Here is a 13189-nt window from a genome sequence, read left to right as displayed (position 1 = left end):
GGAGAGTCCTATACTGGACTATAGAGTCACCCACGGACAGTGCCGATGTTGGGCCCCCTTGGACTGCTGCTGCCCCTCATTCCGCTGGAGGCTTTGCTTTCCACAAAGGGGCTAATGTTCTTACTGCTTTCAGCCTATGGCGGGGCGATGTGGACATTTTTGAGCGGCGCACCGCGGGTCTACACCATCATCGTGCCCGATCTGGAGCAGGCAAGGGGGTTCTACGAGAAGGTGTTGAAGCTGCCGGAGGCGGAGCTGCCGTTGCAGTACTACTACGGCTATGAGCAAAGCGTCGTCAGCTCTAGCCTGGGCTCCGTCTACTTCCCGGGGGATCTTGGCCTTGGCTCCCGCCTTGACGCCAAGGGCCAGCCCGCCTCGAAAACCCTCGATACTGCTGGCCTTTGGTACCAACTCTCTGACGCGGTGCAACTGCACGTGATCCCTGGCTCTACGGATCCCTATGCGGCTGCTACCCCCTACAGTGGCTCCTCCAGGCCTTTGTCAACCTACGGGACAACGGCAGGCCGCAGCGGCAGCGCTCGCTATCGCCACGCCAGCTATGAGCGGGAGGCCCTCAAGGCCCTCCTGAGGCGGATTAACAAACAAGGGATCCGCAACAGTGTCCGCTCCGAGAAGCCCTTGGTTTTCTGGGTGCGGGATCCGCAAGGCCAAATCATCGAATTTGCCGAGCTGAGGAGCTGAGGCAATCCTGGTACCATAACAGCAACAGCTAAGGAAACGCCGATGAAAGCAACGCAACGGGTGCTGCTGGTGGGCTTGGCCTTGCTTTGCCTGTGGGCAGGGATTGGACTGCCAGCAACAGCTCTGTCCCGAGCCAAAGACAATCCGGCAGTTACCGCCCCATCCCAAGCCAAGGATTTCATCACTACCGAGTCGGGCTTGCAGTACTACGACATTGTGGAAGGGACAGGGCCTTCCCCACAGCCAGGGCAAAAGGTGGTGGTGAACTACGTGGGCAAACTTCAGGATGGTACGGTCTTCGATAGCTCCTACAAGCGCAATCAACCCTTTACCTTTACCTACGGGGCAGGGCAGGTGATCCCTGGCTGGGAAGAAGGTCTGGCCACGATGCGCGTGGGGGGTAAGCGGTACTTGCGCATCCCGCCGGAGTTGGCCTACGGCAGCCGCGGTGCTGGCGGCGTGATCCCTCCCAACGCCACCCTAGACTTTGAGGTGGAGTTGCTGGCCATCCAGTAATCTCGTTGGGCCTGTGCAGCAACTTTCTCTCCCTCAGCTTCCTGAGGCTGCAGCAGATCCTGCCTCAGCGAAAGCCTATCTGCGCCAGCACTTTCGCCAGCTACGGCAGGGGTTGGATCGAGCTCTTATCAGCCAAAAGATCGTGGCTCATTTGGCCTCTTGTTCCCAAATCCTGGCCGCCAAAACCATCCTGGCTTATGTGGCTTTCGGCTCAGAGGTGGATCTGGGATCCCTATTTGTCCTTTTTCCAGAGAAGCAGTGGGGGATCCCTCGCTGCTTGCCCCAGCGGCAGTTGCGCTGGCACCGCTACAATCCGGCTGAGCTAGTCCCCAACCGCTGGGGTTTGCTGGAACCCTCCTCCACCAGCCCCGTTGTCGACCCGGGCGAGGCGGATTTAATCCTCGTGCCTGCCCTGGCCTGCGATCGCTGGGGGAGGCGCTTAGGCTACGGAGGAGGATACTATGACTGGTTTCTAGCCTCCCTACCAAATCCCACCGTGCCCAAGTGGGGCATTGTCCCGCAGGCCTGTCTGCTGGAGCAGCCCCTCCCCTGCGATCCCTGGGATCAGCGCCTGGACGGGATCCAAACCGAAGAGGGGTTTTACCCAGCAAGGAATCCCCTAGACTAAGGGGGTAGGCCTTGGAGGAGAGAGCATGAGCCAAGTTTGGGAGCACAGGCAGCGTCTAGCCCAAAGGTTCTCTTCCCTTGCTTGGAGTCTGGCTTGGGTGGTCTTGGCGGCGCTCCTAGCGGGTTTTGGGAAGATCCCGCTGCAACTTAAGGATCTCCACGTCACCTCCTGCCCCGATACCCCTGAATACACCAACCTGGTAACCAGCAACGGCAACCCCATACCGGCCAGGTGCCTGTTTATCGAGGGCACAGTTGTCAACCGCTCCAAGAATACCGTGCTGAATGCCGACGTCTTTGGTCGCCTCTATGATGCCAACGGCAACGAAGTTCTGCCGGAGCGCACCCGCCTGGGGGCAATTGCCGAAGTTCCTCCTGGGGAAAGCCCCTTCTCCATTCGCATCTCCGTGCCCGTGACCAGCCCCCTGCCCTTGACCCTGGAGCAATTTAAGGCCAGCGGCTTCAGCGGCACCGTGCGCCGTTAGCCTTAAAGCTGACGGGTAAACTCCACCTGGGCTGGGCGCCCTGGGAGATGGAGCTGGGCAACCACCGGCGGGGTTTGGGCAATGAGGCGGCCCCGGCGGAAAACATACAGACAGGGTGGCTTGAGGCGAATGGCTTCGACGGCATCGGCAGCTTGGAGCACCACCAAATCGGCGCGGCAGCCGGGCTGGAGCCCGTAGCCCTCCAGGCCCAGCAGGCGGGCTGGGTTTTCGGTTACCGCTAGGAAGCACTGCCGCATCTGCTCATAGCCTGTCATCTGGGCGGCGTGGACGGCCATGTGGGCCACTTCCAGCATGTTGCCGCTGCCCAGAGGGTACCAGGGATCCATCACACAGTCCTGGCCAAAAGCCACCGTCAGCCCGGCGGCCATCAGCTCCGGCACTCGCGTCAGCCCCCGCCGCTTGGGGTAGGTGTCCTGGCGGCCCTGTAGCACCAGGTTGACCAGCGGGTTGGCGACCACTCCCAGCTCTGCCTCGGCCATCAGAGGAATGAGTTTGCTCACGTAGGCGTTGTCCATCGAGTGCATCGAGGTGAGGTGGGAGGCCGTCACCCGCCCCTGCAGGCCCAGCCGCAGCGTCTCATAGGCCAAGGTCTCGACGTGGCGGGAGAGGGGGTCGTCTGTTTCGTCGCAGTGCAGATCCACCCGGAGGCCCCGCGCGGCTGCAATCTCGCACAGAGCCCGCACTGAAGCAGCTCCTTCGGCCATTGTCCGCTCGAAGTGGGGGATCCCACCCACCACCTCCACCCCCAAATCCAGAGCCTTCTCCAAAAGCTGCACCGCCCCCGGCGAGCGGTAGTAGCCATCTTGGGGAAAGGCCACCAGTTGCAAATCCAGGTAGGGGGATACTTTTTGCTTGACCTCCAGCAAGGCCCGCACCGCCACCAGGTTGGGATCGCACACGTCCACATGGGCGCGGATGGCTAAGATCCCGCGCGCCACTGCCCAGTCGCAGTAGGTTAGAGCCCGCTCGATGACCGCCTCCAGAGTTAGCAGTGGCTTCAACTCTCCCCAGAGGGCGATCCCTTCCAGCAAGGTGCCCGATTGGTTGACGCGCGGGATCCCGTAGGTGAGGGTGGCATCCAGGTGAAAGTGGGCATCCACAAAGGGGGGCGACACCAAGCGGCCGCTCACATCGATCTCCTGGGGAGCAGTAGCCTGCAGATTTGCCTCCAGGGCAACGATGCGCTCCCCCTCGATGCCGATGTCGATTCCCTTACGGCCATCTGGCAAATTGGCCCGGCGCAAAATCCAATCCATCCACCTCTTCCAAACCCGGCTTGACCATTTTCTCGCCAGCGGTAGCTACCTCAATGGCAAGCTCGATACAGGGATTCCAGCTTGGGCAGGTAAGGCAGGAGTCCAGGAAGCGGCGCACGATGTCTGACCGCCCATGCAGCAACAAGAAGGCCATCACCGGCACCTTGTTGCGGATAAACACCTCGTGATGGTTGAGGTCGGGGCTGGATCCCACCACCTTCAGTTAGCCGTCTACATAGGCACGAGCCTTCTGGGGGATTGCCGCCAACGCGCCGTTCGGCTTGTCCTGGTAGTTAACCTTTGCAGAGGATCTGGGGCCCCGTCGCCACGCTCTCATTGGCCCTGGGCCGGCGGCTCTCCCTCCCAGGCGGCTCGGACAAAGCGTGTATGGTAGATAGAAGCCTGTTTTCGGGTATTTCTCCGTCCCTATGCCCAGGGTTAGCGCCTCTCGCCAGCAGACCGACCTTGGTTTGAGCCTTGCCCAGGCCAAGGGGCTAAAACCCTATCAGCGCAAACAACTGCAACGTCTTTACCAACTGCGACTGCCCCCCAATCGGCTGGTGACGGTGGAGTTTGCCCAAAGGCTGGGAGCCCTCACTCAAGATCTGGAAAGCCAGCCCATCAGTGTTTACCTCAATCGGCGGGGCCAAGTGATTCGCGTGGGGCTGGGATCCCCTTTTGAAACGCAGATCCCGGCTTGGGAGCTGCCGCGCCAGGGGGCGGAGCGCCTGTCCGGGATCCGCTGCATCACCACCCAAGTGGGCCCAGGGGGTCCTAGCCAAAAAGCGCTGACAGCTATGGCCCTCCAGCGGCTGGATGCCCTCATTACCCTCTCGGTCTCTCCCCTAGAGGGAAAGCTGCGCCGCGGCGGGGGGGCCACGGGCTTTGTCAAGTGCGCCTACCTGGCCCATCTGGTGCCGGAGGAAGGGCGCCGCTGGCAGGTTTCTGAGCCTCTGCCCTTGGGGATCCTGGCAGAACAAGATCTGCAGGAGCTGGTGACGGAGCTAGAAGATGGCTTTCGGCGCCAAGCAACCGCCCGCCAGGTGGATCCCAAGCAGGAGCGGGCCATCCTAGTGGGGCTGCAGGGGCCGGGCCAGAGCTACGAGGATCTCATGGACGCCTTGGCGGAACTGGGCCGCTTGGTGGAGAGCGCCGGCGGACAGGTGCTCCAGACCATCTGGCAGCGGCGGGAGAGCCCCGATTCCGCCACGGTCATCGGCTCGGGTAAAGTCCAGGAGTTGGCCTTGCTGGTGCAGGATTTGGGGGCCAACCTGGTGGTGTTCGACCGCGAGCTCACCCCCAGCCAGGTGCGCAACCTAGAGGAGACCCTGGGAGTGCGAGTGGTGGATCGCAGCGAGGTGATCCTGGATATCTTTGCCCAGCGGGCCAGAACCCGGGCCGGGAAGTTGCAGGTGGAGCTGGCACAACTGCAGTATCTGCTGCCCCGCTTGGCTGGTCGCGGTCGCACCATGTCGCGGTTGGGGGGTGGAATTGGCACCCGCGGCCCGGGGGAAACCCAGTTGGAAACGGAGCGGCGGGCCATCCAGCGGCGCATCAGCAAGCTGCGGCAGGAAGTGGAAGAGCTGCGCCGCCACCGCCAGCGGCTGCGCCAACGGCGGGAGGGATCCCAAATTCCTGTGGTGGCCCTGGTGGGCTACACCAACGCTGGTAAATCTACCCTTCTCAACGCCCTCACCCACGCCCAGGTCTACGTGGCTGACCAACTCTTTGCCACCCTGGATCCCACCACGCGGCGGCTGGAGCTGCCCGGTCAGCAGGCGGTGCTCTTGACCGACACCGTGGGATTTTTAACTGAGCTGCCTGAGCAATTGGTAGAGGCATTCCAGGCCACGCTGGAGGAGGTGACGGAGGCCGATGCCCTGCTGCACGTGGTGGATCTCTCCCACCCCAACTGGGAAGGGCAAATCGAGGCGGTGGAAAAATTGCTGGACCAGATGCCCCTGACCACCGGTCCCCGACAATTGGTGTTCAACAAAATTGACCGCCTGGATCCCGAGTGGGTGGAAGATGTCCGCCTGCTCTACCCCAAGGCTTTGTTTGTTTCCGCTGCCACTGGCCAAAACCTGGATCAGTTGCGCCACACCTTGGCCCAGTTTGCGGCTGCCTTTGGCTCCGGCTCCTTGGCGGCAGATCCCTAAAGCATTCCATTAGAAAATCCAAACTTGCCGGCTGTCCTCTCCCTTCCCCCTGCCTCAACATTCAGTTACATTGCAATTAGGTTCAGTTACACGCCAAGTTGCCGTCTGGCAGAGGGGGAGGACATGGCCGCTATGGCAGTTGCACTGCGCTCGGCGCATCTCACACTGCAGACGCTGCCTATTGGCGCCGATACCCTTGCCATCCGCTCCCAGGACTGGGATCGGGATCGGTTTGACATCGAGTTTGCCCTGGAAAATGGCACCACCTATAACTCCTTTTTGATCCGCGGCGAGAAGGTGGCCCTCATTGACACCTCCCACGAGAAGTTTCGGCAGTTGTACTTGGATCTGCTGCGAGGCCTCCTGGATCCCGCCACAATCGACTACCTAGTGGTCAGCCACACCGAGCCAGATCACAGCGGCCTAGTGGGGGACCTGTTGGAGCTGGCGCCCCAGCTGACGGTGGTGGCCTCTAAAGTGGCCGTGCAATTTCTAGAAAACCTGGTGCATCGGCCCTTCCGGTACCTGGTGGTGAAGCAGGGGGATCGCCTGGATCTGGGCAAGGGGCATGTCCTGGAGTTCATCTCGGCTCCCAACCTGCACTGGCCCGACACCATCCTCACCTACGACCACGGCACCCAGATCCTCTACACCTGCGACGTCTTTGGGATGCACTACTGCGACGACTTGGCTTGGGATGAGCATCCCCACCTGCTACAGGCCGACTTTAAGCTCTACTACGACTGCCTCATGGCGCCCAACGCCCGCTCCGTGCTCTCGGCTCTCAAGCGCATGGAAGCCCTACCTCCCATTGCGGCCATTGCCACCGGCCACGGCCCCCTACTACGGCATCACTTGTCTAACTGGGTAGAGCACTACCGCCGCTGGAGTCTAGAGCAGGCCAAAGCCGAACGGCTGGTGGCCGTCTTCTACCTGTCGGGATATGGCCAGGCGGAAACGCTGGCTCAAGCCATTGCCCGCGGGATCCAAAAAACCGGCGTTGCCGTAGAGCTAGCGGATCTGCGGCTGCTGGATGCCCATGAGGTGCGGGAGCTAACCAGCTTGGCTGCCGGTGTGGTGATCGGCATGCCCCCCCAATCGGGGCCCGAGGCAGCCACCACGCAGATGCTGCTGAAAACTCTTCTGGCTGCTGCCCACAGCAAGCAGGGCTTTGGCCTGTTTGAGTCGGGGGGAGAAGACGACGAGTCGGTCTACCTCTGCCGCAACACTTTGCAGGAGCTGGGTGCTAAGGAAGTATTTCCGCCCATCCTCCTCAAGCAGCCTGTGAACGAAACCCTGCTGCAACTGGCGGAAGAGGCTGGCACCGACCTAGGGCAATGGCTGACCCGGGATCGCAGCATTCAGCAAATGAAAGCTCTAGATGCTGACCTGGATCGCGCTCTGGGTCGCATCAGCAATGGCCTTTACATCCTCACCGCCCGCAAAGGGCAGGCCACTAGCGCCATGCTCGCCTCCTGGGTAGCCCAGGCCAGCTCTGATCCGCCGGGGATCAGCGTTGCGGTGGCCAAGGATCGGGCCATCGAGTCTTTCCTGCAAGTGGGAGACACCTTTGTCCTCAACGTGCTGCAGGAGGGCCATCACCAGTCCTTGATGCGCCACTTCCTCAAGCGGTTTCCTCCAGGGGCCGACCGCTTTGCTGGCGTCAAGACCTACCCTGCTGCCAACGGATCCCCTATCCTTGCCGATGCCTTGGCCTACCTGGAGTGCCGCGTGGTCAGCCGCCTAGAAACCAGTGACCACTGGGTGGTCTACAGCATCCTTGAGGCGGGGCGGGTCTCCAGTCCTGAGGGCCTCACTGCGGTGCACCACCGAAAGGTGGGGAATCACTACTGATGATTTGTCGGGGCCGTCCTTCTCGTCAATAAGACAGCCGATACCCTAGACCGCTGGGATGCAAGACAAAAGAGCTGTCTTGTCCCAAGGGAATCCCCTCTGCTTTGAGCGGAAAAGGCAGCTTTGGGGCTTCTTGCTCTGGTTGTTGGGATAGGCGGTAGAAGCTGCTACCCGCAGAGGGAACGGCAGAAGGTGCATGCTGCTGTTGCCAGCGCTGGTAGGGGTTGAGCTGTGCTTCCTCCAAGCTGAGATCTAGGGAGGCGGCGAGGGAAGACAGAGGCAAAGCGGCCACCTGCTCGGGATAAGCCCACCCTCTCAGCCCAAACGCTACAGCCAAAAGGCAACTGATCCTCCAAAAACCACTGAAATGCCGGAAATGTTGCATAACTAGACGCCCTGCTGCACTCCAAGAAGGCAGCTCCCAGCTTGCCAAGACGAAACCTAGAAAGGTGTGACCAGGATCCCAAGGCGTTTGTGATCTTGCCTTATCCAGGGCTAGGTTTACCTGGGCGATCCCCACGGCCAGGTTGCGTGTAGGCCTGCCAGGCCAGATCCAAAAGTCCATCCAACACCGCCGCTGCTACAGCGGGACCGCCTTTACGTCCCTCGGTGCGGATGTGGGGTACCATCGAATCGGCCAGCTCCTGCTTGGCTTTCACCACGTTCACAAACCCAGCCGGCGTCGCGATCACGAGGGCGGGGGCTACTTCCTTCGCTGTAATCAGTTGCACTAGGGTGGTGAGGGCAGTCTGGGACTGGCCGATGACAAAGATGGCCTCCGGGTAGCGCTGAGCCAGGGTCTGCAGGCCCCAGGCAGAGCGGGTCTTGTCCTTCTGGGGGCGGGTGACAGCTTCGCTGCCGCAGTAGATGGGGTTGGAAAAGGTGTTCTGCACAGCCCGCGCAATGCCCACCTGCACCATTGGCTCGTCCACCACGATGGTGGTGCGCGCTGCCAGGGCTGCCGCCCCTGCTTGCAGAGCCTCGTTGGCAAACCGGATGAGGTGGAGATACTCGAAGTCTGCGGTAGCGTAAATTACCCGACGCACCACCTCGTATTCGGCAGGAGAAAGCCCATGCTTGCCCACCTCTTGGTCGATAATCATCAGGCTTTCCGCATCGGTGACATGCCACTCCATCGGCTTTAGACCTCGTCCGCCGGCTACCCTTAACAGCAGCATTGTATCTTTGACGTCCTCCCCTGCCTAAAGGCGGGGCCTCCACAGAGCTAGAGGTGCTTGTCTCCCCAGCCCCGCTAAGTGCCCTTGGGTAAAGTCTCTGCCAGCCGATGCCCGCAGTTGGCAAAATTTGCCCTCTACAGCGCTTGCCCAAGCGCGTTCGACACCGGTTGACACGTCTGCACCTTCTCGCCCTGGCAGCGCGGAGCGCTCTATAAAGCCCCCCATTGGCGGCAAAACCGTCGTCTAGCCGGGAGGCCAGCCCATGGGTCGACCGCCGAGAACGTGAATGTGGAGATGAAAGACAGTTTGGCCACCGTCTTCTCCGTCGTTGATGACCAAGCGGTAGCCTTTGTCTAGGCCAGCTGCAGCAGCCACCCGTTGGGCTGTCAACAGTAGGTGCCCCAACAGCGCCTCATGCTCAGGTTTGGCCTGGGAAATCCGGGGAATGGGCTCCTTGGGCACCACCAGGATGTGGACAGGGGCCTGGGGAGCAATGTCTTTGAAAGCAATTGCCCTCTCGTCTTCGTAGACAATTTGGGCGGGGATCTCCCTACGGATGATCTTGCTGAAAACCGTGTCGCTCATGGGTGGTGACAAACAAGTTCTGCCCTTAGCCTATTTGTGACTCTAAACTGCCGTGGCTGCATGAGCTAGACTCTTTCTTCTATCCAGCTCGGTATCGGATTTTGGACGCTTGGCTTAGCAGAAGAACTAGGAGCAGGAAGGTGGAACTCGAGGCGCGGCCGGCCGACACCGTAAGTGAGGGTGTAGCTCCAGCTTAGGCAGCGCAGCCAGAGGCGCGGGTAGCGAGGCTCCAGCCAGAGCTGCAGGCGCCGCAGCAGCTTGGGGAACCAGCCCCCCAGCAAGGCCGAGAGCAAGGCCAGGCCGGTGTAGCTGAAATAGGTGGGTAGCCACTGGGCAAAGCCTTCCGCCCCCACTGCCTCCCAAATCCACAGCAGCAGCCGTGGGTTCCGCAGAGCTGCCTTGATGGCCATGCGGTTAAAGGCCAGCCAGCCAGCCCGGTCTTTGATAAAGTCGTCCACCACCTCTGGCGGCTCGGTAGTGAGAATGCCAAAGAAGCTGTTGAGGATGGCGTTGATGCGCTCGGGCGGCAGTACCTTACCGGTGGGCACCATCATGCCGCGAGAAAACAGCCAGGTCACCGCCGAGTTGCCCTGATAGGCGCGAATCTGGGCTAGGTCGGCCGCTTTGAGCAGATCATGGCGCAAGGCTGTGTCCAGTAGGTCACAAAGGCGGGGGCAGTTGCGCACCAGGGATCCAAACCCCGTAAAGCTCAAGGGCGACTGTAGGGCTGCCGCATCCCCAATCAAGAGAACGCGGTCGAAGGGCTCTGCGGGAGCTGGCTGCCGGCCAAAGCGTCCGGGGATATAGCCAAAGGTGGCCTTCTTCCACTGCAGGCGCTCTGGGTCACAGCGGCGGTACTCAGGCAGGATGGTGAAAAAGTCTTCATACAACTCCAAGAGGGAGCCCGGGTTTTCCGGGTGTACTTGGTGGTAGTAGAACAGGTAGAAGGTGAGATCCTCCCCTGGCCCAGGGAACAGTTCCCAGATCAGTTGTCGACCGCGGCTGATGTCTCCATGGCTGGCCAGGATGTCGCCAAACTGGGGATCCCAAACTCCCGGCTCAAACCCCCCTGCAATGGTAGCTCCTACGGTGGGGCAAACGCTGTCAAAGGCGCGGCGGCCGTAGAGCTGCTGGGCAACGGGGGAAGCTGTCCCCATGGCATCCACCAACAGGCGGGTTCCCAGGCAGAACTCTTCTCGAGTGGTTAAGTCCCTAACCACCACCGTGACGCCTTGCTCCTCGATATAGGCCCGCTGGAACTCACTGCGCTCGTAGATGGCGCCGCCGCAGGCTTTTAGGATCTGGCCGCAGAGCTGCAGGAGTTTTTCGGCATCGATGGCCAGGTTGAGCACCGTTGGCGTGTGCAGGACGGGCGCGCGTACAGGGCTGTTGCCATCAAAAAACTTGTTGAACCCATCGGTGTATTCCCGCAGAATCAGGCTCTCCATCTCCTCAGGGCTGAGGAGGCCGAAGTCCACCAGGGTCTGCAGCTCCCGCCGCGAGATGTTCCACTCCCGATTCATGCGGCCAAAGGGAAGCCGTTCCACCAAGGCCACGCGGTAGCCCAGGCGGGCCATGGCCGCGCCGTAGATGGCTCCCAGGGCTCCGCCCACCACCACCAAGTCCCACTCCAAGGGTGCAGGTTGGGGGGCAGGCTGACGCAACAGCACCGGTGGCCGCTGAGTAGGAGGGGACTGTACCTCCTCCCGCCAGCGCCTCTCCCACCAGTAAACCCGCTGCAGGTCAAACTCGCCGTTGGGGATGCGGCGGAAATACTTTACCGTCTGCGGGTAAAAGGGCTCCAGTTGCTCAAAGATGGATCCCTGGCTGAGATCGATAGGGGGCAGCTGCGGGTAGCGGTGGGGAAACTGGCTTTGGATAGCCTTTTCCACTTCCTTTAGCCAGCGGCCCTGCTGGGGAAAAGGCCGCTCTGACCACTGGAAGATCTTGAGATAGGTGGTGTTTAGCCCCGACCAAAGGAAAACGGCCAGCTCCGCTCCAGATCCCTGTAGGCGCAGGCCAGTAGGAGTCAGCACCTTTTGGCTGCCCGTAGGCAAAGGCAGGTGCTCCTGCAGCCAGCGCAGCACTTGAGCGGTCTCTGGGCAAGGGATCTCGCGGTAGTACAGAGGCTTGAGCACAGGGCCAAGACACAAAAAGAAGCCAATCTTTACCCATTGTGACACGAGGGGAGGAGCGCTTAGGTTCCCAATGCCTCAGTAAGCCGCTTGGTGGGAGCCGACTCCAGGGCCTCAACCCCCGCCTAGGGGCTCTACGAAGCCGCAAAACATTGCTTCATCTCCTGCAGCACCTGAGCATCTTGAGAGGCAACTCTAGCGCCGGCTTGGGCAGCCCAGCACTTCAGGCTTTCGATCTGCTCGCGGGCAATGGAGGCCAAGGGCACGGTTTCGCGGATGGCCTGCAGGATGTCTTCCTGGGTGAAGTCTCGCCGAGCGCCACTGCCACTGCCCCCAAAGGCGTTGTACATAGCGTCCACGATAGCCTGCTCGATCTCGGCGCCGCTGAAATTTTGAGCTGCGGCTGCTAGAGCGTCCAGGTCGAATTCCCGCAGGCGGTTGGGGCGCAGCCGCTGCAGGTGTACCCGGAAGATCTCCTTGCGCTCGGCGTGGGTGGGTAGGTTAAGGAAAAAGATCTCGTCGAAGCGGCCCTTGCGCAACAGCTCCGGCGGCAAGAGGGGCACATTGTTGGCAGTGGCCACGATGAAGACCGGGCTGGTTTTCTCCTGCATCCAGGTAATGAGGCTGCCGAACACCCGGCGGCTGGTGCCCGAGTCCCCGTCGGCGCCGCTGGTGATGTTGCCAAAGGCCTTGTCAATTTCGTCAATCCAGAGCACACAGGGGGCCATGGCCTCCGCCAGTTGGATCATCTGGCGCACGCGGCTTTCCGACTCGCCAACAATCCCAGCAAACAGCCGCCCAACATCCAGCCGCAACAGGGGCAGCCGCCACTCGTTGGCGATGGTCTTGGCCGAGAGGGACTTGCCGGTGCCCTGGATCCCCACCAGCAGCACCCCCTTGGGGTTGGGCAGGCCGTAGCGCCGCGCCTCTTCGGTAAAGGCTTCCTGGCGCACCCGCACCCAAGCCTTGAGATTGTCCAGCCCACCCACATTTTTCAGGGTCTCGCGGGCAGTGAAAAACTCCAGAATGCCCGTCTGGCGGATGGCCTGCTTCTTCTCCTCCAACACCAGGTCGATATCGGCCTCGTTGACCTCCTGCTTGGCGGCCAGGGCGCGGGCCAAAACGCGGCGGATGCGCTCTCGGCTTAGCCCCTGACAGGCTTTGACCAGTTGCTCGCGACCCAAGGGGCTGAGCTTAAGTTTTTCGGGAGCTACATAGAGCTGGATGAGGCGGCTAATCTCTTCGCTGTTGGGCAGGGGAATATCGACAACGGTGACCTCCTCGGCTAGGTCGCTGGGCACCTCCAGAGTATGGCTGAGCAGGATCAAGGTCTTGCGGGTGCGCTTGAGCTCGCGGCTAAGGTTTTTCAGCTCCCGCAGGATGGGGGCGTTTTTGTCGCTGGTGGCGTTGCGCAACACAAAGTGCGGATCCCGCAGCACAAACAGGGTGTCTTCCTGGGGAGCTGAGCGCCACACCCGCCCCAGGGCGGCCATGAGGGAACCCCGGTCTTCGCCGCTATCCTGCCAGCCCCGTACCACGTCCCAAAACAGCAGCCGTCGGGGCGGATCGGTTCTCTTGGCTACCTGCACGAGCACGGCATCGGCCGGCTCCTCTTCCGGGGAGACCAGGTAGATCAGGGGGTAGCGGGCCCGGATCATCAGATCCAGCTCC

The 13189-nt window shown here is 61.3% G+C and carries 12 protein-coding genes; 6 read left to right on the top strand and 6 right to left on the bottom strand.

The features are described from left to right. The first annotated feature begins 45 nt into the window (after nt 1-45). The 4 genes from NW806_RS01420 to NW806_RS01405 are packed head-to-tail and all read left to right on the top strand — an operon-like array spanning nt 46 to nt 2330. Nucleotides 46-702, top strand: a complete 657-nt coding sequence (locus tag NW806_RS01420; RefSeq protein WP_414409743.1) for a hypothetical protein — start codon at nt 46-48, stop codon at nt 700-702. A 42-nt stretch (nt 703-744) separates the two neighbouring features. Further along, on the top strand, nt 745-1218 hold the full coding sequence (locus NW806_RS01415) for an FKBP-type peptidyl-prolyl cis-trans isomerase (RefSeq protein WP_414409742.1): 474 nt from the start codon (nt 745-747) through the stop codon (nt 1216-1218). A gap of 13 nt (nt 1219-1231) precedes the next feature. Then, nucleotides 1232-1846 (top strand): 5-formyltetrahydrofolate cyclo-ligase, encoded by a 615-nt coding sequence (locus NW806_RS01410; RefSeq protein WP_414409741.1) that lies wholly within the window; start codon nt 1232-1234, stop codon nt 1844-1846. Nucleotides 1847-1871: 25 nt separating this feature from the next. After that, nucleotides 1872-2330, top strand: a complete 459-nt coding sequence (locus NW806_RS01405) for an FxLYD domain-containing protein (protein WP_414405246.1) — start codon at nt 1872-1874, stop codon at nt 2328-2330. 2 nt (nt 2331-2332) lie between these two features. Here NW806_RS01405 and NW806_RS01400 read toward each other — a convergent pair whose 3' ends face one another. Together NW806_RS01400 and NW806_RS01395 are read right to left on the bottom strand one after the other, a co-directional pair. Beyond that, nucleotides 2333-3607, bottom strand: a complete 1275-nt coding sequence (locus NW806_RS01400) for an amidohydrolase family protein (RefSeq protein ID WP_414409740.1) — start codon at nt 3605-3607, stop codon at nt 2333-2335. Continuing rightward, nucleotides 3564-3824, bottom strand: coding sequence for a glycoside hydrolase 100 family protein (locus NW806_RS01395; RefSeq protein WP_414409739.1), 261 nt, complete (start codon nt 3822-3824; stop codon nt 3564-3566). Before NW806_RS01395 ends, NW806_RS01400 begins: the two co-directional genes overlap by 44 nt. A gap of 211 nt (nt 3825-4035) precedes the next feature. On the opposite strand from NW806_RS01395, the gene hflX reads away from it, so the two are divergent. Together hflX and NW806_RS01385 are read left to right on the top strand one after the other, a co-directional pair. Continuing rightward, nucleotides 4036-5766 carry a GTPase HflX gene (gene hflX / locus NW806_RS01390; protein WP_414409738.1) on the top strand — a complete coding sequence of 577 codons (1731 nt, stop codon included), beginning with the start codon at nt 4036-4038 and terminating at the stop codon, nt 5764-5766. 123 nt (nt 5767-5889) lie between these two features. Beyond that, nucleotides 5890-7620 carry a diflavin flavoprotein gene (locus NW806_RS01385; protein ID WP_414409737.1) on the top strand — a complete coding sequence of 577 codons (1731 nt, stop codon included), beginning with the start codon at nt 5890-5892 and terminating at the stop codon, nt 7618-7620. Nucleotides 7621-8105: 485 nt separating this feature from the next. Here NW806_RS01385 and NW806_RS01380 read toward each other — a convergent pair whose 3' ends face one another. The 4 genes from NW806_RS01380 to NW806_RS01365 all read right to left on the bottom strand — a co-directional run bounded on the left by NW806_RS01380 (nt 8106) and on the right by NW806_RS01365 (nt 13176). Continuing rightward, nucleotides 8106-8756, bottom strand: a complete 651-nt coding sequence (locus NW806_RS01380) for a precorrin-8X methylmutase (RefSeq protein WP_414409859.1) — start codon at nt 8754-8756, stop codon at nt 8106-8108. A gap of 285 nt (nt 8757-9041) precedes the next feature. Further along, nucleotides 9042-9383 (bottom strand): histidine triad nucleotide-binding protein, encoded by a 342-nt coding sequence (locus NW806_RS01375; RefSeq protein WP_414394984.1) that lies wholly within the window; start codon nt 9381-9383, stop codon nt 9042-9044. 65 nt (nt 9384-9448) lie between these two features. After that, a complete protein-coding gene (locus NW806_RS01370; protein ID WP_414409736.1) occupies nt 9449-11521 on the bottom strand; it encodes an FAD-dependent oxidoreductase in 2073 nt (690 codons plus the stop codon). A gap of 131 nt (nt 11522-11652) precedes the next feature. After that, nucleotides 11653-13176: an AAA family ATPase gene (locus NW806_RS01365; protein ID WP_414405306.1), complete on the bottom strand. Its 1524-nt coding sequence runs from the start codon at nt 13174-13176 to the stop codon at nt 11653-11655. Nucleotides 13177-13189 lie beyond the last annotated feature (13 nt).

This window comes from Synechococcus sp. W65.1, from assembly GCF_047461615.1.
Taxonomy (GTDB): Bacteria; Cyanobacteriota; Cyanobacteriia; order Thermostichales; family Thermostichaceae; genus Thermostichus.
This window is presented reverse-complemented; position numbering and strand designations above follow the sequence as displayed.

Bases quoted from the DNA above. Each gene is read 5' to 3' on its own strand.
- NW806_RS01420 (WP_414409743.1), top strand. From the start codon at position 46: ATGTTGGGCCCCCTTGGACTGCTGCTGCCCCTCATTCCGCTGGAGGCT.
- NW806_RS01415 (WP_414409742.1), top strand. From the start codon at position 745: ATGAAAGCAACGCAACGGGTGCTGCTGGTGGGCTTGGCCTTGCTTTGC.
- NW806_RS01405 (WP_414405246.1), top strand. From the start codon at position 1,872: ATGAGCCAAGTTTGGGAGCACAGGCAGCGTCTAGCCCAAAGGTTCTCT.
- NW806_RS01400 (WP_414409740.1), bottom strand. From the start codon at position 3,607: ATGGATTGGATTTTGCGCCGGGCCAATTTGCCAGATGGCCGTAAGGGA.
- hflX (WP_414409738.1), top strand. From the start codon at position 4,036: ATGCCCAGGGTTAGCGCCTCTCGCCAGCAGACCGACCTTGGTTTGAGC.
- NW806_RS01385 (WP_414409737.1), top strand. From the start codon at position 5,890: ATGGCCGCTATGGCAGTTGCACTGCGCTCGGCGCATCTCACACTGCAG.
- NW806_RS01380 (WP_414409859.1), bottom strand. From the start codon at position 8,756: ATGGAGTGGCATGTCACCGATGCGGAAAGCCTGATGATTATCGACCAA.
- NW806_RS01375 (WP_414394984.1), bottom strand. From the start codon at position 9,383: ATGAGCGACACGGTTTTCAGCAAGATCATCCGTAGGGAGATCCCCGCC.
- NW806_RS01365 (WP_414405306.1), bottom strand. From the start codon at position 13,176: ATGATCCGGGCCCGCTACCCCCTGATCTACCTGGTCTCCCCGGAAGAG.